5 protein-coding genes and 1 pseudogene are annotated in these 18,110 nt (G+C 73.5%); 4 read left to right on the top strand and 2 right to left on the bottom strand.

What is annotated here, in order from left to right:
* Positions 1–10: 10 nt before the first annotated feature.
* Positions 11–9,604 carry a type I polyketide synthase gene (locus ACWEK3_RS36100; RefSeq protein WP_453251629.1) on the bottom strand — a complete coding sequence of 3,198 codons (9,594 nt, stop codon included), beginning with the start codon at positions 9,602–9,604 and terminating at the stop codon, positions 11–13.
* A gap of 28 nt (positions 9,605–9,632) precedes the next feature.
* A pseudogene (locus ACWEK3_RS36095) lies at positions 9,633–13,706 on the bottom strand (type I polyketide synthase); the annotation flags it as partial.
* A gap of 381 nt (positions 13,707–14,087) precedes the next feature.
* Here ACWEK3_RS36095 and ACWEK3_RS36090 point away from each other — a divergent pair.
* From ACWEK3_RS36090 to ACWEK3_RS36075, 4 genes are read left to right on the top strand one after another with little or no spacing between them, the layout of a single operon-like run.
* Positions 14,088–15,479 carry a glycosyltransferase gene (locus ACWEK3_RS36090; RefSeq protein WP_453251628.1) on the top strand — a complete coding sequence of 464 codons (1,392 nt, stop codon included), beginning with the start codon at positions 14,088–14,090 and terminating at the stop codon, positions 15,477–15,479.
* A 24-nt stretch (positions 15,480–15,503) separates the two neighbouring features.
* Entirely contained in the window at positions 15,504–16,562 is a 1,059-nt protein-coding gene (locus ACWEK3_RS36085; protein WP_453251627.1) for a DegT/DnrJ/EryC1/StrS family aminotransferase, read from the top strand.
* Positions 16,562–17,761, top strand: coding sequence for a cytochrome P450 (locus ACWEK3_RS36080; protein ID WP_453251626.1), 1,200 nt, complete (start codon positions 16,562–16,564; stop codon positions 17,759–17,761). The genes ACWEK3_RS36085 and ACWEK3_RS36080 overlap by 1 nt, the downstream gene beginning before the upstream one ends.
* A 51-nt stretch (positions 17,762–17,812) precedes the next feature.
* Positions 17,813–18,013: a ferredoxin gene (locus tag ACWEK3_RS36075; protein ID WP_376399344.1), complete on the top strand. Its 201-nt coding sequence runs from the start codon at positions 17,813–17,815 to the stop codon at positions 18,011–18,013.
* Positions 18,014–18,110: the final 97 nt, after the last annotated feature.

Here is an 18,110-nt window from a genome sequence, read left to right as displayed (position 1 = left end):
CAGCTCTCTTTCAGTTCGCCGAGTTCTGGGCGGCCAGCCGCAGCAGTGCTTCGGCGTCCATGTCGTCGAGGGAGTCCGCCGTGTCGTCCGTGGCGGGGGCGCTGTCCTCAACGTCGTCGGACTCGGCGAGTTTCAGCACCATGTCGAGGAGGCCCGCCTTGCGCAGCCGTCCGATCGGGACGGTGGCCAGGGCCTCGCGGATGCGGGCGTCGGGGTCGTCGGCGCGGCCGGTGTCCGCGTCATCGGGTGCGGTGCCGTAGAGCAGCGAAGCGATGTGCTGGGCGAGGGCCGCGGGGGTCGGGTAGTCGAAGACCAGGGCGGCCGGCAGCGGCAGCCCGAGGGCGGAGCGGAGCCGGTTGCGCAGTTCGACGGCGGTGACGGAGTCGAAGCCGACGTCGCGGAAGGCGCGCGAGGCGGGCACCGCGTCGGGGCTGTCGTGGCCGAGGGTCGCGGACGCCTCGGCGCGGACGGCTTCGACGAGGGCCCGGCCGCGTTCGGCGGTGGGCAGCCCGTCCAGGCGGGCGCGCAGCGGCGGCACGGCCGCGCCGGAACCGTCGGCGGTGGCCGGGCCCTCGTCGGTGAGGGCGGAGACGGCCTCCGGGACGGTGCTGAGCAGGGCGCTGGGGCGGTTCGCGGTGAAGGCGGGCGCGAACAGCTCCCAGTCCATCAGGGTGACGGCGAGCGCGGTGTCGTCGTCCTCCAGCATCCGGTCGAGCGCGCCGAGCGCGTGGGCCGGTTCCATGGCCAGGACGCCCTGACGGACGAGCCGGTCGTGGACCTCGGGGTCGGTCGCCATGCCTACCTCGCCCCAGGTGCCCCAGGCCACCGACGAGCCGGTCAGGCCGAGGGACCTGCGGTGCTCGGCGAGGGCGTCGAGGTAGGCGTTGGCGGCTGCGTAGCCGGGCTGGCCGCCACTGCCCCAGACCGCGGCGCCGGACGAGAACAGCACGAACGCGTCCAGGTCGAGGTCGGCGGTCAGCTCGTGCAGATGCCGGGCGGCTGTCAGCTTGGCGCGCATCAGCGCGTCGAGCTGGTCGAGCGTCAGGTCGGCGACCGGGGCGTCGCCGTGGGCGACACCCGCGGAGTGGAAGACGGCGGTGAGCGGCGCGTCCACGGGCAGGCCGGCCAGGAGCGCGGCGAGCGCGTCCCGGTCGGCGGCGTCGCACGCGGCGATGGTCACCCGGGCTCCCAACTGCTCCAGTTCGGCGCGGAGTTCGGCCGCGCCCGGGGCGTCGGCGCCGCGCCGGCTGGTCAGCACCAGGTGTGCGGCGCCCTGTTCGGCGAGGCGGCGGGCGACGCGGCCGCCGATGCCGCCGGTGCCGCCGGTGACGAGGACGGAGCCGCGGACCGGCGGGCGCTTCCCCGAGCCGGGTACGGCCGGGGCGGCGTGGGCGAGGCGGCGGGCGAGGACGCCCGAGCCGCGGATCGCGAGCTGGTCCTCGCCGCCCGCGTCGGCGAGCAGTCCGGTGAGCCGGGCGGCGGCCCGGGTGTCGAGCGTCTCCGGCAAGTCGATGAGACCGCCCCACCGGTCGGGATGTTCGAGGCCGATGACCCGGCCGAGGCCCCACAGCGCGCCCTGCACGGGGCTGCTGAGCACGTCGCCGCGGCCGGCGGCGACACCGCCCCGGGTCAGGCACCACAGGGGCGCGGTGAGCTCCGCGTCGCCGAGGGCCTGGACGAGGGCGAGGGTCTGGGCGAGGCCGAGGGGCACGGATGCGAAGTCGGTGTGGAGTGCCTCGGCGGCGGCGAGCAGCGAGACCACGGCGTGGAACTCCCCCTCGTCCTCGCGGAGCTGGGCGAGTTGCGCGGCCCAGGCGGCCCGGTCGGTGCCCTTGGCCTCGAAGCGGACGGTGTCCGGGCCGAGCGCGTGGAGGACGGCGGCGACCCAGGGGGCGCCTGCGTGGTCCGGTGAGATCACCGCCAGCAGCCGGCCGGCGGGCCGGGCCGTGCCCGGTTCGGCGGCGCGGTTCCATTCGACGTGGTAGCGCAGGGCGTCGACGCGGGAGCGGGTGAGGGAGCGAGTGCGCCAGGCGGACAGCGCGGGCAGTACGTCGCCGAGCCGGGAGGCACCGTCGTCGGCGGGGAGGCCGAGTTCACCGGCGAGCGCGGCGAGGTCCTGGTTCTCGACCAGTTCCCAGAACGCGGCGTCGGAGGCGTCGGCGGTGCCCGCGGCAGCGGCGGCCTTGGGCTCGGGCCAGAAGTCCTGCCGCTGGAAGGGGTAGGTCGGCAGGTCGACCGGCGCGTACGCGGGGCGGTCGAAGACGGTGGTCCAGTCGACGGCGATGCCGTGGGTGTGCGCCTCGGCGAGCGAGGTGAGGAACCGGCGGCGGTCGCCCTCGTTGCGGCGCAGCGTGCCGAGGACGGCACCGGTCTCGGCCGCCTCCGCCTCCTCGGCGAGGCTCTCCTGCGTCTCCTGGATCGGGGCGGCCAGCACCGGGTGCGGGCTGATCTCCACGAACACGCGGTGTCCGGCGGCGACGAGGGCGCGGGTGGCGTCCTCCATCAGCACCGTCTGCCGCAGGTTGGTGTACCAGTAGGAGCCGTCGAAGGCCGCCTCGTCGAGCCGGGCGCCGGTGACGGTCGAGTAGAACGGCACCTCGGGGGTGCGAGGGCTGACGAGGGCGAGGACCCGGGCGAGTTCCTCGCGCACGGCCTCGACGTGCCGGCCGTGCGAGGCGTAGTCCACGGACACCCTGCGGGCCCGTACGTTCTGCTCGCGGCACGTTTCGAGGAGTTCGTCGAGGGCGTCGGCGTCGCCGGAGACGATCACCGAGGAGGGGCCGTTGACGGCGGCGATGGACAGCGCCTCGCCCCAGGGCTGGAGGAGTTCGGTGACGCGTTCGGCGGGCGCGGAGACGGACATCATGCCGCCGAGCCCGGAGAGCTGGGGCAGGGCCTGGCTGCGCAGCGCCACGACGAGGGCGGCGTCCTCGAGGCTGAGCGCCCCGGCGACGTGGGCGGCGGCGATCTCGCCCTGCGAGTGGCCGACGACGGCGGCCGGTTCGACGCCGTGCGCCCGCCACAGCGCGGTGAGGGCGACCATCATCGAGAACAGGGCGGGCTGGACGACGTCCACGCGCTCAAGGAGCTCCGGGTCGCCCTCGCCGGCCAGCACCTCGTGCAGGGACCAGTCGGTGTACGGGGCGAGGGCGGCGGCGCAGTCGTCGACGGCGGTGCGGAACACCTCGGAGGTGGCGAGGAGTTCGCGGCCCATCCCCCACCACTGGGAGCCCTGGCCCGGGTAGACGAAGACGGGTCCGGTGGAGTCCGGTTCGGCGGTGCCGGTGACGACGCCGCCTGCGGACGCGGAGGACACGACGGCTTCCAGGCCGCGGGTGAAGTCCTCGGGCCGGCTGCCGAGGACGACGGCGCGGTGGTCGAAGGCGGACCTGGTGGTGGCCAGGGCGTGTCCGACGCGGGCGGGCGTGGCGGTGGCGCCGGTCGTGGCGGTCAGCAGCCGGGAGGCCTGCTCGCGCAGCGCCTGCGCGGACTTGGCGGACAGCGGCCAAGGGACGAGCGGGGCGTCCTCGATGTCACCGGCGGGTTCTTCGACGGGCGTCTCGACGGGCTCCTCGGCGGGCGGGGCCTGCTCCAGGAGGAGGTGGGCGTTGGTGCCGCTGATGCCGAAGGAGGAGACACCGGCCCGGCGGGGGCGGTCCTCGGCGGCCGGCCAGGCGGTGCGCTCGCGCAGCAGGGTGACGGCGCCGGAGGTCCAGTCGACGTGGCTGGAGGGCTCGTCGACGTGCAGGGTGCCGGGCAGTTCGCCGGCCTGCATGGCCATCACCATCTTGATGACGCCGGCGACGCCCGCGGCGGCCTGGGTGTGGCCGATGTTGGACTTCACCGAGCCGAGCAGCAGCGGCTGTCCGCCGTCGCGGCCCTGGCCGTAGGTGGCGAGCAGGGCGCCGGCCTCGATGGGGTCGCCGAGTTTGGTGCCCGTGCCGTGCGCCTCGACCACGTCGATGTCGGCGGTGCCGAGTCCGGCGTTGGCGAGGGCCTGGCGGATGACGCGCTGCTGGGAGACGCCGTTGGGGGCGGTCAGGCCGTTGGAGGCGCCGTCCTGGTTGATGGCGGAGCCGCGGACGACGGCGAGGACGCGGTGGCCGTGGCGGCGGGCGTCGGAGAGCTTCTCCAGCAGGACGACACCGACGCCCTCGGCAAGGGTCATGCCGTCGGCGGCCTCGGAGAACGGCTTGCAGCGGCCGTTCTCGGCCAGCGCCCGCTGCCGGCTGAAGCCGACGAACGCGTGCGGGGTGGCCATGATGGCGGCGCCACCCGCCAGGGCGAGGCTGCTCTCGCCGCTGCGCAGGGACTGGCAGGCCAGGTGCATCGCGACCAGGGAGGAGGAGCAGGCGGTGTCGACGGTGACCGCCGGGCCCTCCAGGCCGAGCAGGTAGGAGACACGGCCGGACAGCACGCTGGCCGCGGTGCCGGTCATCATGTGCACCTCGGTGCCCTCGGTGCCGTTCTGGACGCTGCTGGAGTAGTCCTGGTAGCTGGCGCCGAAGAAGGTGCCGGTGGCGGTGGAGCGCAGCGACTCGGGGTCGATGCCGGCCCGCTCCAGGGCCTCCCAGGAGGTCTCGAGCAGCAGCCGCTGCTGCGGGTCCATGGCGAGCGCCTCGCGGGGCGAGATGCCGAAGAACCCGGGGTCGAAGCCGGCCGCCTCGTGCAGGAACCCGCCGTGCACGGAGTAGGTGCGGCCCTGCCGGTCGGGGTCCGGGTCGTAGAGGCCGTGGGCGTCCCAGCCGCGTTCGGCGGGGAACTCGGAGATGGCGTCGGCGCCGTCGAGGGCGAGCCGCAGCAGCTCTTCCGGGGTGCCGGCGCCGCCGGGGAAGCGGCAGCTCATGCCGACGATGACGATCGGGTCGTCGTCGGCTCCGACGGTGACCGCGGCGGCGGGCCGGTCGCCGGCCGTGCCGGTGGTGCCGAGCGCGGTGGCCTTGAGGAACGTGGCGAGCGCGACCGCGTTCGGGTGGTCGAAGACCATGGTGGACGGCAGGGTGAGCCCAGTCGCGGCGACGAGGCGGTTGCGCAGGTCGACGGCGGTCACCGAGTCGAAGCCGATGTCGCGGAAGGCGCGGCGCTCCGGGACGGTGTCGGCGGAGGCGTGGCCGAGGACGGCGGCGGTCTCCTCGCGGACCAGGGCGAGCACGATCCGGTCCTGCTCGGCGGCGGACACGCCCTGGAGGCGGCCGGTCAGGCCGCTGCCGGCGATGGCCGTCGCGGCGGGCGCGTCCCGGTCGGCCAGCAGCCGCGCGACCTCGGGGATCCGGTCGAACAAGTGCGAGGGGCGTCCCGCGGTGAAGACGTCGTGGTACGTGCCCCAGTCGATGTCCATGAGGCCGATGACGGTCTCGTCGTCCTCCATGACGCGCTGGAGGGCGGTCAGCGCCAGTTCCGGGTCGAGGTATTCCAGGCCGCTGCGGCGGATCTGGTGCGGGTCGGCCAGCTCGCGTTCGAGGTCGTCGGGCCACTTGCCCCAGTGGATGGAGGTGGCGCGGGCGCCGCGGGCGCGGCGCTGTTCGGCGAGCGCGGGCAGGTAGGCGTTGCCCGCGACGTACGCGGCGTGCGCGCCGCTGCCCCACATGCCGGCGGTGGAGGAGTACAGGACGAAGTCGTCCAGTTCCTCGTCGTCGAGGAGTTCGTCGAGGATCCGGGCGCCGTTGACCTTGGCGTGCACGACCTCGGCGAACGCGTCGACGGTGGTGTCGGCGAGGGCGGACAGTTCGATGACGGCGGCGGTGTGCACGACCGTGCGGACGGTGCGGCCCTCGGCCTTCAGTCCGTCGAGAAGGGCGGCGACCGCGTCGCGGTCGGTGATGTCGCAGGCCGCGAACCGCGTCTCGGTGCCCGCCTCTTCGAGTTCGGCGGCGAGTTCGGCCGCGCCGGGGGCGTCCGCGCCGCGGCGGCTGAGCAGTACGAGGTGCTCGGCGCCGTGGGCGGACAGGTGGCGGGCGAGTCCGGGGGCGAGGGTGCCGGAGCCGCCGGTGACGAGGGTGGTGCCGCGCGGCTTCCAGGAGCGGGTCCTGCGGCGGGTGTCGCCGCTCGCACGGATGACGCGGCGGGCGAGAACGCCGGCGGGCCGGATGGCGAGCTGGTCGTCGTCGCCGAGCGCACCGGCGAGGGCGGCGACGAGCCGCTGGGCGGCGCGGGAGTCGAGCTTCTCGGGCAGGTCGACGACGCCGCCCCAGCGGCGGGGGTGTTCGACGGCGACGGTCCAGCCGAGACCGGCGACCTGGCTCTGCAGCGGCCGGGTGACGGTGTCGGACGGGCCGGTGGAGAAGGCGCCGCGGGTCAGGAACCACAGCGGGGCGTGGACGCCGGCCTCGCCCAGTGCCTGCGCCAGCGACACGGACAGCGCGAGTCCGAGGGTCAGTCCGGGGTGGCGGGCGGAGTCCTGTTCGGCGTCGGCGAGGACGGAGACGATGCCGGTGAGGTCGTCGGTGTCGGTGAGGCGCTCACGCAGGACGGCGGGGTCGGTGCAGGTCTCGTCGAGGACGAGGCGGCGCACCTGGGCGCCGCCCGTCTCCAGTGCCTCGGCGACGTCGGTGTCGTCGACGCCGCCGGCGGAGACCAGCAGCCAGGTGCCGTCGAGGGTGGCGCGGGGAACCCGGGCCAGCGGCTCCCAGGTGACCCGGTAGCGCCAGGAGTCGAGGGTGGAGTGCTCGCCGCGCGTGCGGCGCCAGGAGGCGAGGCCGGAGAGGATCGCGGCGACGGACTCCTCGTCCGTGCCGAGCGCTTCGGTGAGCGCGGAGACGTCCGCCTGCTCGACCGCCGCCCAGAACTCGGCGTCCATCGGTGCGGTGGCCGAACGGTCCACGACGGCACGGCTGATCCAGTACCGCTCGTGCTGGAAGGCATAGGTGGGCAGGTCGACGCGGGACGCACCGGTCCCCTCGAACAGGGCGGCCCAGTCGACGTCGACGCCGCGGACGCACACCTCGGCGGCGGACAGCAGGAAGCGGTCCAGGCCGCCGTTGTCACGGCGCAGGGTGCCGGAGGCGACACCCGGCACTCCGGCGTCGTCGATCATGTCCTGGACGGACATGGCGAGGACGGGGTGGGAGCTGACCTCGATGAAGGCGCGGTGCTCGGCGGCGATCAGGTCGCGGATGGCGTCCGCGAACAGCACGCGTCCGCGCAGGCTGCGGTACCAGTAGCCGGCGTCCATGGCGGTGGTGTCCAGCCAGTCGCCGGTGACGGTGGAGAAGAACGGGATCTCCGACGCGGTCGGCGCGACCTCGGCCAGCAGCTCCAGGATCTCGTCGTGCAGGTCCTCGACGTGGTGGGAGTGCGAGGCGTAGTCCACGGCGATCCGGCGGGCCCGGATCTCCTCGGCGGTGAGCTGCGCGTACAGCTCGTCCAAGGCCTCCGGCTCGCCCGCGACGACGGAGGAGCGGGGTCCGTTCTCGGCGGCGACGGACACCCGTCCACCGAACGCCTCCAGACGGGCCTCCACGTCGGCGACGGGCAGCGCCACCGACATCATCCCGCCCCGCCCGGCGAGGCTGCGCCCGATGGCCTGGCTCCGCAGCGCCACCACCCGCGCACCATCACGCAGCGACAGCGCGCCGGAGACCACGGCCGCGGCGATCTCACCCTGCGAGTGACCGACCACCGCGTCCGGCTCCACCCCCTGCGCCCGCCACACCGCGGCCAGCGAGACCATCACGGCGAACGACGCGGGCTGGACGACGTCGACGCGCTCCAGCGTCGGAGCACCCTCCACGCCCCGCAGGACGTCGATCAGGTTCCAGTCCGTGAACTCGGCGAGCGCGTCCGCACACTCGGCGATCCGCTCCGCGAACACCGGCGACTCGTCCAGGAGTTGAGCACCCATGCCCACCCACTGGGAACCCTGACCGGGGAAGACGAAGACCGTGCGGCCGCCGACGTCGGCGGTGCCCTCGACGAGTCCGCTCCAGGACTGGCCCTCGGCCAGCGCGCGGCTGCCGGTGAGCAGGCCGTCGCGGCCGGCCGCGACGACGACGGCCCGGCGCTCCAGCAGGGCCCGGGAGGAGAGCAGGCTGTGGCCGACGTCCTGGGGGCGCGGCTCGGTGTCGGCGTCGAGGCGGGTGACGAGGGCGGCGGCCTGGTCGCGGAGCGCCTGCTCGGAGTGGGCGGAGAGCAGCCACGGCAGGGCGCCCGGCACGACGGCCGGCTGCTGCGGGGCGTCCTCGGCCCCGGCATCCTCGGCGGGCGCGGGGGCCTGCTCCAGGACGGCGTGGGCGTTGGTGCCGCTGATGCCGAACGAGGACACGGCGGCCCGGCGCGGGCGGCCGCTCTCCGGCCAGACGGTGGCCTCGCTCAGGAGGCGGACGTGGCCCGACTCCCAGTCGACGTGGGTGGAGGGCGATGCGGCGTGCAGGGTCCGGGGCAGCACGCCGTGACGCAGTGCCATGACCATCTTGATGACGCCCGCGACACCCGCGGCGGCCTGGGTGTGGCCGATGTTGGACTTCAGGGAGCCCAGCCACAGGGGCTGTTCGGGGCCGTGCTCCTGGCCGTAGGTGGCGAGCAGGGCCTGCGCCTCGATGGGGTCGCCCAGGCGGGTGCCGGTGCCGTGCGCCTCGACGGCGTCGACGTCGGCGCCGGTGAGGCCGCAGTTGCTCAGGGCCTGGCGGATGACCTGTTCCTGGGCGCGGCCGTTGGGGGCGGTCAGTCCGTTGGAGGCGCCGTCCTGGTTGACGGCGGAGCCGCGCAGCACGGCGAGCACGGGGTGGCCGTTGCGGACGGCGTCGGAGAGCCGCTCGACGACGAGTACACCGACGCCCTCGCCCCAGCCGGTGCCGTCGGCCTCGTCGGAGAACGCCTTGCAGCGGCCGTCGGGGGCCAGGCCGCCCTGGGCGCTGAACTCCACGAAGACGGACGGCTCGGCGAGGATGGTGACGCCGCCGACGACGGCGAGCGAGGACTCCCCGCTGCGCAGCGAGCGGGCCGCCATGTGCAGGGCGACGAGGGAGGAGGAGCAGGCGGTGTCGACGGTGACCGCCGGGCCCTCGAGACCGTAGACGTAGGAGAGACGGCCGGACAGCACGCTGGCGGCGGTGCCGGTCAGGGCGTGGCCGTGGAGTTCGGCCGCGGTGTCCGCGGAGGGAGCGCCCCAGTGGTAGGAGCCCACGAACACGCCGGTCGCGCTGCCGCGCAGGGAGGTGGGGGCGATACCGGACCGCTCCAGGGCCTCCCAGGAGACTTCGAGCAGCAGGCGCTGCTGCGGGTCCATGGCGGTCGCCTCGCGCGGCGATATGCCGAAGAACCCGGCGTCGAAGTCGGTGGCCTCGTAGAGGAATCCGCCCTCGTGTGTGGAGCTGCTTCCCTCGCCGTTTCCGGTGAGCGTCTCGAGGTCCCAGCCGCGGTCGGCGGGAAATCCGGAAATGGCGTCCCCGCCGGATTCCACGAGTTCCCACAGGGATTCCGGCGAGCTCACTCCGCCGGGCAGCCGGCAGCTCATTCCGACGATCGCGACGGGCTCGTTGTCGCGGGATTCCAGCTCGCCTATCCGGCGGCGGGCGCGTCGCAGATCGTTGGTGACCCGGCGAAGGTAGTCGACAACTTTTTCCTGCTGGTTCTGCTGGGGTTCCGGCATCGGGTCCGTCCTCGTCATCGGGTCGCGAACGAAAGCTGAGAATCCGCTATGTGGTTTCGAACTCTTCATCGATGATGTCGAGCAGCCTGTCGACCGACACCGAGCCGATGTCCTCGTCGGAGAAGTCCTCCCGAGGGGCGGAGTTCCGGCGGAGCGAGGCGACGAGTGCGTCCAGGCGGTCGGCGACGGCCCGGCGTTCGGGGTCGTCGTCCGGCAGGGTCCGCACGATGGCCTCGAACCTGGTGAGTTCGTCGTCGCACGATCCCTGCGGCGGAGAGCCGGATGCGACGAGGAGTTCCCCGATGCGCCGGGCGGCGAGTTCGGGGGTGGGGAAGTTGAAGACGAGGGTGGCCGGCAGCCGCAGTCCGGTCAGCGCGGTGAGGCGGTCGCCCAGTTCCACGCCGGCCAGCGAGTCGAAGCCCAGTTCCTTGAAGACCGCGCGGGGTCCGACCGCGTCCGGGCCCTGGTGGCCGAGGACCGCTGCCGCCTGGGTCCGCACCAGGCCGACGAGCCGGCGGTCGCGCTCGGCCGGGGCCAGGGCGGCCATCTCGGCCGCGAAGGTGTCGGGCGCCGGGGCCGCGGACGGCTCGGCGGGGGCGGCGCCGGGCGCGGCGGCGACGGGCCGGGTGCGGCGCGGCGCCGCGGTGTCCTGGATCCGGGTGCGTGTGGGCGGCCGGGGGGCGGTGCGCTCCTGCTCGGTGAGCTGCCGTACGACGACGGCGTCGGCGGTGAGCACCGGGGCGCCGGTGACATCGGCGGCGGTCAGGGTCGGGGCGCCGTCGTCGGCGGTGCCGATCCGCACCCGCAGGGCGGTGGCGCCGACGGCGTGCAGCCGGACCCCGCGCCAGGCGACGGGGAGCGTGCCGGTCGTGGTGAGGGCGGCGTGCCGGGCGGCGTCGAGGAGCGCGGGATGCATCCCGTAGGCGCCGGGGTCGTCGGTGGTGCCGGCCGGGAGTTCGACCTCGGCGAGGACCGCACCGTCGTGGCGCCAGGCGGCGCGCAGGCCGCGGAAGGCGGGGCCGAGGTCGAGGCCGTCGTCGACGAGCCGCTCGTAGTGGTCGCCGAGGTCGAGGGGTTCGGCGCCCGGCGGGGGCCAGGCGGTGGCGAAGGAGGTGTCGGGGGCCGCGGCGGTGCCGGGTGCGGTGCCGAGGAGGCCGCCGGCCCGCTGGGTCCAGGGCTCGGTGGGGGTGCCGCCGGGGCGGGAGTGGACGGTGACGGTGCGCCGGCCGGCCTCGTCGGCGGAGCCGACCCGGACCTGGAGGTTCAGGGTGTCGCCGTCGTACAGGACGGGCGCCTCGACCAGGGCGAGTTCGTGCAGGACGTCGCATCCGGTGTCGTCGCCCGCGCGGACGGCGAGTTCCACGAGCACCGCGGCGGGCAGCAGGAGGCGTCCGGCGACGGCGTGGTCCGCGAGCCAGGGGAGGGTGGCGGTGGAGAGCGTCGCGACGGACACCGTGCCGCCATCGGCGAGTTCGACGGCCGGGCCGAGCAGCGGGTGGCCGCCGCCCGCGGGGGCGGCGCCGCCGGGGCGGCCCGGGGCGGGCCAGTGCCGGGCGCGTTGGAAGGCGTACGTCGGCAGGTCGGTGCGGCGGGCCGCGGTGCCGGTGTAGAGGGCGGACCAGTCGACGGGCACGCCGAGGACGTAGAGCCGGCCGAGCGCGGCGGTCAGGGCCGCCTCCTCGGGCTGGTCCTTGCGGAGGGTGGGGACGGCATCGACCGGAGTGTCCGGGCCGAGGACGGTACGGGCGAGGACGGTGAGGACACTGCCGGGCCCCAGCTCGATCAGCAGATCGGTGCCGTGCTCGCGCAGGGCCGTCACGCCGTCGGCGAAGCGGACGGTGCCGCGCACGTGCCGCACCCAGTACTCGGGGGTGGTGATCTCGGCACCGGCCAGTTCACCCGTGAGGTTGGACATGACCGGAAGCGTCGGCTCGTGGAAGGTGAGCTGGGCGACGACGTCCCGGAAGGCGTCGAGCATCGGCTCCATCAGCGGCGAGTGGAAGGCGTGCGAGACCGCGAGGCGGCTGGTGCGGCGGCCCTGGGCGGCGAAGTGGGCGGCGACCCGCTCCACGGCGTCCTCGGCGCCGGAGACGACGACCGCGGTGGGGCCGTTGACGGCGGCGAGGGAGACGTCGCCGCCGAGCAGCGGGAGGACCTCGTCCTCGGACGCCTCGACGGCGGACATGGCGCCGCCGGCGGGCAGTGCCTGCATCAGGGTGGCGCGGGCGGCGACCAGGCGGGCGGCGTCCTGAAGGGTGAACACCCCGGCGACATGCGCGGCGGCGATCTCGCCGACGGAGTGGCCGCCGACGGCGCCGGGGCGCAGTCCGAAGGACTCGGCGAGCCGGTAGAGGGCGACCTCGAAGGCGAACAGCGCGGGCTGGGTCCACCCGGTGCGGTCGAGTTCGGCGGGGTCCTCGCCCCACATCACGGACCGCACCGGACGCTCCAGCTCGGGGTCCAGGGCGGCCAGGACGGTCTCCAGGGCCTCGGCGAACACCGGGAAGCGGGCGGCGAGTTCACGGCCCATGCCGAGCCGCTGGGAGCCCTGCCCGGAGAAGAGGACGGCGGTGGCGCGGGGGGCGGCCTCGCCGCGGGCGCGCTCCACGGCGCCGCCGCCGGACGGCGTCAGCACCGCGCGGTGGCGCAGCGCGGCCCGGCCGGTGGCCAGGGAGTGGCCGACGTCCAGCGGGTCGAGGCCGGGGTGGGCGCGGACGAAGGAGGTGAGACGGTCGATCTGGGCGTCGAGGGCCTGCGGGGAGGCCGCGGACACCGGCCACGCCACGGCGTCCGCCGCGGGCACGGCGGGGGCGGTGGTAGGTGCGGCGGGCTCGGCGGCGGGTGCCTCCTCGACGATGACGTGCGCGTTGGTGCCGCTGATGCCGAAGGAGGAGACCGCGGCCCGGCGCGGGCGGCCGGTGCCGGGCCAGGGCAGTGCCTCGGTGAGGAGTTCGACGGCGCCGGCCGGCCAGTCGACGTGCCGGGTGGGCGCGGAGACGTTCAGGGTCCGCGGCATCAGGCCGTGGCGCATCGCCTGGACGGCCTTGATGAGTCCGCCGATGCCGGCGGCGGCCTGCGCGTGCCCGATGTTCGACTTCAGGGAGCCGAGGCGCAGCGGCTGTCCGCCGTCGCGGTCCTGGCCGTAGGTGGCGATCAGGGCCCTGGCCTCGACGGGGTCGCCGAGCCGGGTGCCGGTGCCGTGGGCCTCGACGAGGTCGATGTCGGCGGGACCGAGTCCGGCGTCGGCGAGGGCCTCGCGGACGACGCGTTCCTGGGCCGGGCCGCTGGGGGCGGTGAGACCGCCGGAGGCGCCGTCCTGGTTGACGGCGGAGCCGCGCAGCACGGCGAGGACGGGGTGCCCGGCGGCGCGGGCGGTGGACAGGCGCTCCAGCACGACCATGCCGGCGCCGTCCGCCCAGGTGGTGCCGTCGGCGTCGTCGGAGAAGACCTTGCAGCGGCCGTCAGCGGCGAGACCGCCCTGCCGGGTGTAGGCGATGAACCCGACCGGCGTGGACATCACGGTGACGCCGCCGGCCAGGGCGGTGGTGCACTCCCCCGACCGCAGCGAGCGCAGCGCGTAGTGGAGGGCGACCAGGGACGAGGAGGACGCCGTGTCGAGGGTGACGGCGGGTCCTTCGAGGCCGAGGAAGTAGGCGAGCCGCCCGGAGGCGATGCTCGGCGACAGGCCGGTGAGGGCGTGTCCGGTGAGGTCCTCGGAGGAGGCGTTGGTGACGGCCGCGTAGTCCTGGCCGTTGGTGCCGACGAAGACGCCGGTGCGGGTGCCCCGCAGGGTGTGCGGGTCGATGCCGGCGTGTTCCAGGGCCTCCCAGGAGGTCTCCAGGACGAGCCGCTGCTGCGGGTCGGTGGAGACGGCCTCGCGGGGCGACATCCCGAAGAAGCCGGCGTCGAAGTCGGCGACCGCGGCGAGGAATCCCCCTCGGTGGGTCACGCTGTGGTCCGGCCCGTCGCCGGTCAGGGCGGCCAGGTCCCAGCCGCGGTCGCCGGGGAACGGCCCGGTGGCGTCGCGGCCGGAGCGGACCAGTTCCCACAGGTCCTCGGGTCCTTCGACGCCTCCCGGGAAACGGCAGGCCATTCCGACGACCACCACCGGGTCCTCGTCGGCTCCGATCGTCATGCCTCGCTCACCCCTGCGGAAAAGTCGGTCCTGTGGCCACCTCTGCGTGCCGGATCGTAGGGGCGCGAAGGCTGTACTTTTCCCTAAGGAATCGCGCCGTTCGGTGCCCGGCCGCGTCCGAACGGCACCAAAAACCCCCGCTCTCGGGCGAAGACTAGGGATTCCCCGGACCCTGGCGTGAGACGAAGTCAGCGGCACGCTTCTCCCGAGCGGCACGGTGCGCCGCGCGGCGGGGTCGGCGGTGTCCTGTGACGGCGTGCGCGACAGGCGGCGGCGTCGGCGAATGCGGTCATCCGGCGACATTCGGTGGGTGGACGCGAGGCGTGCGGGCCCGCGCGGTCCGCGACTTTCCGAAGGGTGTTGTCCATGGGCGCGCACAGGCGGCCGATCCTGTTCGTCAGTTATGCCGAAAGCGGTCTTCTCAATCCGCTGCTCGTACTGGCCGAGGAATTGTCCCGGCGCGGTGTGGAGGATCTGTGGTTCGCCACGGACGAGAAGGCGCGGGACCAGATCGAGTCGTCGTCGGTGGGCAGTTCGCTGCGGTTCGCCTCGCTCGGCGACACGGTGTCGCAGATGTCGGCGGTCACCTGGGACGACGACACCTATGCCGAGGTGACGCAGCGGTCCCGTTTCAAGGCGCACCGCGCGGTCATCCGGCACTCCTTCGCGCCCGAGACCCGGGTGGAGAAGTACCGGGCGCTGGAGAAGGTCGTCGAGGAGGTCCAGCCCGCCCTGATGGTGATCGAGAGCATGTGCCAGTTCGGGTACGAGCTGGCGATCACCAAGGGGATCCCGTTCGTGCTCGGGGTGCCGTTCCTGCCGAGCAACGTGCTGACCTCGCACGTGCCGTTCGCCAAGTCGTACACGCCGTCCGGTTTCCCGGTGCCGCACTCGGGCCTGCCCGGCAGGATGACGATCGCTCAGCGCGTGGAGAACGAGCTGTTCCGGGTGCGCACGCTCGGGATGTTCATGTCGAAGGGGATGCGCGAGGTCGTCGAGGAGGACAACCGCATCCGCGGCGAGCTGGGCATCTCCCCCGAGGCACGGCAGATGATGGCGCGCATCGACCACGCCGAACAGGTGCTGTGCTACTCGGTGGCCGAACTGGACTACCCGTTCCCGATGCACGAGAAGGTGCGGCTGGTGGGCACGCTGGTGCCGCCGCTGCCGCAGGCGCCGGACGACGACGGTCTTTCGGACTGGCTGGCGGAGCAGAAGTCCGTGGTCTTCATGGGCTTCGGCACCATCACCCGTCTCACCCGGGAGCAGGTCGGCTCGCTGGTGGAGGTGGCCCGCCGGCTGGAGGGCGAGGGCCACCAGGTGCTGTGGAAGCTGCCGCGCGAGCAGCAGCACCTGCTGCCGGCGGCCGAGGAACTGCCCGCGAACCTGCGGATCGAGAGCTGGGTGCCCTCGCAGCTGGACGTACTGGCGCACCCGAACGTCAAGGTGTTCTTCACGCACGCCGGCGGCAACGGCTACCACGAGGGTCTGTACTTCGGAAAGCCGCTGGTGGTACGGCCGTTGTGGGTGGACTGCGACGACCAGGCCGTGCGCGGCCAGGACTTCGGCGTGAGCCTGACCGTCGACCGCCCCGAGACCGTGGACACGGACGACGTCCTCGACAAGATCACCCGCGTGCTCGACGAGCCGTCCTTCACCGAACGCGCCGAGTACTACGCCGGGTTGCTGAAGGCCGCGGGCGGTCGTACCGCCGCCGCGGACCTGCTGCTCGGCCTCCCCGTCCTGGCAAACGACTGACCGAGGAATTCGAGGAAGTCAAGGATGTCCTACACGTATCCGGTCTCCATGCCGTGGCTGAAGGGCCGCGAGCTCGAGTATGTGACGGAGGCCGTCAGCGGCGGCTGGATCTCGTCGCAGGGCCCGTACGTCCGGCGGTTCGAGGAGGCGTTCGCCGCCTACAACGACATGCCGCACGGTGTCGCCTGCTCCTCGGGTACCACCGCGCTGACGCTGGCGCTGCGGGCGCTGGGCGTGGGCCCCGGCGACGAGGTGATCGTCCCGGAGTTCACGATGATCGCAAGCGCGTGGGCGGTCACCTACACGGGGGCGACCCCGGTGTTCGTGGACTGCGGCGACGACCTGAACATCGACGTCTCCCGCATCGAGGAGAAGATCACCCCGCGCACCAAGGTGATCATGCCGGTGCACATCTACGGCCGGCGGTGCGACATGGACGCCATCATGAACCTGGCGTACGAGTACAACCTGCGGGTCGTCGAGGACTCGGCCGAGGCGCACGGGGTGCGGCCGGTGGGCGACATCGCCTGCTTCTCGCTGTTCGCCAACAAGATCATCACGGCGGGTGAGGGCGGGGTGTGCCTGACCCGGGACGCCCATCTGGCCGAGCAGATGGCGCATCTGCGGGCGATGGCGTTCACCAAGGACCACAGCTTCCTGCACAAGAAGCTGGCCTACAACTTCCGCATGACGAACATGCAGGCCGCGGTGGCGCTCGCGCAGACCGAGCAGCTGGACACCATCCTCGCGACCCGCCGCGACATCGAGAAGCGCTACGACGACGCGCTGCGGGACGTGCCCGGCATCACGCTGATGCCGGCCCGCGACGTGCTGTGGATGTACGACCTGCGGGCCGAGCGGCGCGAGGAGCTGTGCGCGTACCTGGCCGACCAGGGCATCGAGACCCGGGTGTTCTTCAAGCCGATGAGCCGCCAGCCGGGCTACTTCGACGCCGACTGGCCGTCGCTGAATGCCTCCCGGCTCAGCGAGGACGGGTTCTACCTGCCGACGCACACCGGACTGACCGCGCGGGAGCAGGAGTTCATCACCGACCGGATTCGCGACTTCTACGGAGCCAAGTGATGACCGCCGACGCCGAGACGACGACGTTCGCTCCGGGCTGCCCGGTCGCCTTCCCGCTGCGGCGGCCGGGACGTCCGTTCCCGCCGCCGGAGTACGCCGACTACCGGGCGGGCGAGGGCCTGGTCCGCTCCGAACTGCCCGCCAGCGGCCCGGTGTGGCTGGTGACGCGGCACGAGGACGTGCGGGCCGTGCTGACGGACCCCCGGATCAGCGCGGACCCCTCCCGCCCGGGCTTCCCGAGGGCACGACGGACCGGCGGCGCCCCCTCGCAGTCGGAGGTCCCGGGCTGGTTCGTGGCACTGGATCCCCCGGAGCACGACCGGTTCCGCAAGACGCTGATCCCGGAGTTCACCGTGCGCAAGGTGCGGGAGCTGCGTCCGGCGATCCAGCAGATCGTGGACGAGCGGATCGACGCGATGCTCGCCGCGGGCGACTCGGCCGACCTGATCGCGGACTTCGCGCTGTCCGTGCCGTCGCTGGTCATCTCCGACCTGCTCGGGGTGCCCAAGGCGGACCGGGACTTCTTCGAGGCGAAGACGAGGGTCCTGGTGACCCTCAGCTCCACCGACATGGAACGCGACGCGGCCTCCAAGGCGCTGCTGCGCTATCTGAACCGGCTCATCCAGATCAAGGACCGCCGCCCCGGCGAGGACCTGATCAGCCGGCTGATCCAGGCCGGCACCATGTCCCGGCAGGAGCTGTCCGGGGTGTCGATGCTCCTGCTCATCGCGGGGCACGAGACCACGGCGAACAACATCGGCCTGGGCGTCGTCCAGTTGCTGACCAACCCGAAGTGGATCGGCGACGACCGCATCGTGGAGGAGATGCTGCGCTACTACTCGGTCGCCGACCTGGTGTCCTTCCGGGTGGCGGTGGAGGACGTGGAGATCGGCGGCCAGCTGGTCAAGGCCGGTGAGGGCATCGTGCCGCTGATCGCCGCGGCCAACCACGACGGTTCGGTCTTCGACAAGCCCGACGAGTTCAACCCGGAGCGTTCCGCGCGCTCGCACGTGGCGTTCGGGTACGGCGTCCACCAGTGCCTCGGGCAGAACCTGGTGCGGGTGGAGATGGAGATCGCCTACCGGACCCTGTTCGAGCGTATCCCGACCCTCGAACTGGCCGTTCCGGTCGAGGAGTTGTCCCTGAAGTACGACGGCGTGCTGTTCGGTCTGCACGAGCTGCCCGTCACCTGGAGCTGAGCGACGGGCCGGCCGCCGCGGCGGCCGGCCCGATGGAACGACCCTGGAGGAATGATGGTGCGCGTCAACGTGGACATCGATCGCTGCGTCGGTGCCGGACAGTGCGTGCTGACCGTGTCGGACGTGTTCGACCAGGACGACGACGGCCTGGTGACCGTCCTCGTACAGCCGTCGGACCCGGCCACGCTGGACGCGGTCCGGGAGGCGGCGGTGGTCTGCCCGTCGATGGCGATCACAGTCGTGGAGGACTAGGCCCAAGGCCGTGAAGTTTGTGGCTGGGCCAGGCTGTCAAGGGCTTGCGAGTACGAGGATGTTGATACTCGTGGTGGCTTTGTAGCTGGTCCGGTCG

The sequence above is a fragment of the Streptomyces sp. NPDC004721 genome, from assembly GCF_053601495.1.
This window is presented reverse-complemented; position numbering and strand designations above follow the sequence as displayed.

Coding starts and splice junctions, on each gene's coding strand:
- ACWEK3_RS36100 (WP_453251629.1), bottom strand. CDS start 9,604: ATGACGAGGACGGACCCGATGCCGGAACCCCAGCAGAACCAGCAGGAA.
- ACWEK3_RS36080 (WP_453251626.1), top strand. CDS start 16,562: ATGACCGCCGACGCCGAGACGACGACGTTCGCTCCGGGCTGCCCGGTC.
- ACWEK3_RS36075 (WP_376399344.1), top strand. CDS start 17,813: ATGATGGTGCGCGTCAACGTGGACATCGATCGCTGCGTCGGTGCCGGA.
- ACWEK3_RS36090 (WP_453251628.1), top strand. CDS start 14,088: ATGGGCGCGCACAGGCGGCCGATCCTGTTCGTCAGTTATGCCGAAAGC.
- ACWEK3_RS36085 (WP_453251627.1), top strand. CDS start 15,504: ATGTCCTACACGTATCCGGTCTCCATGCCGTGGCTGAAGGGCCGCGAG.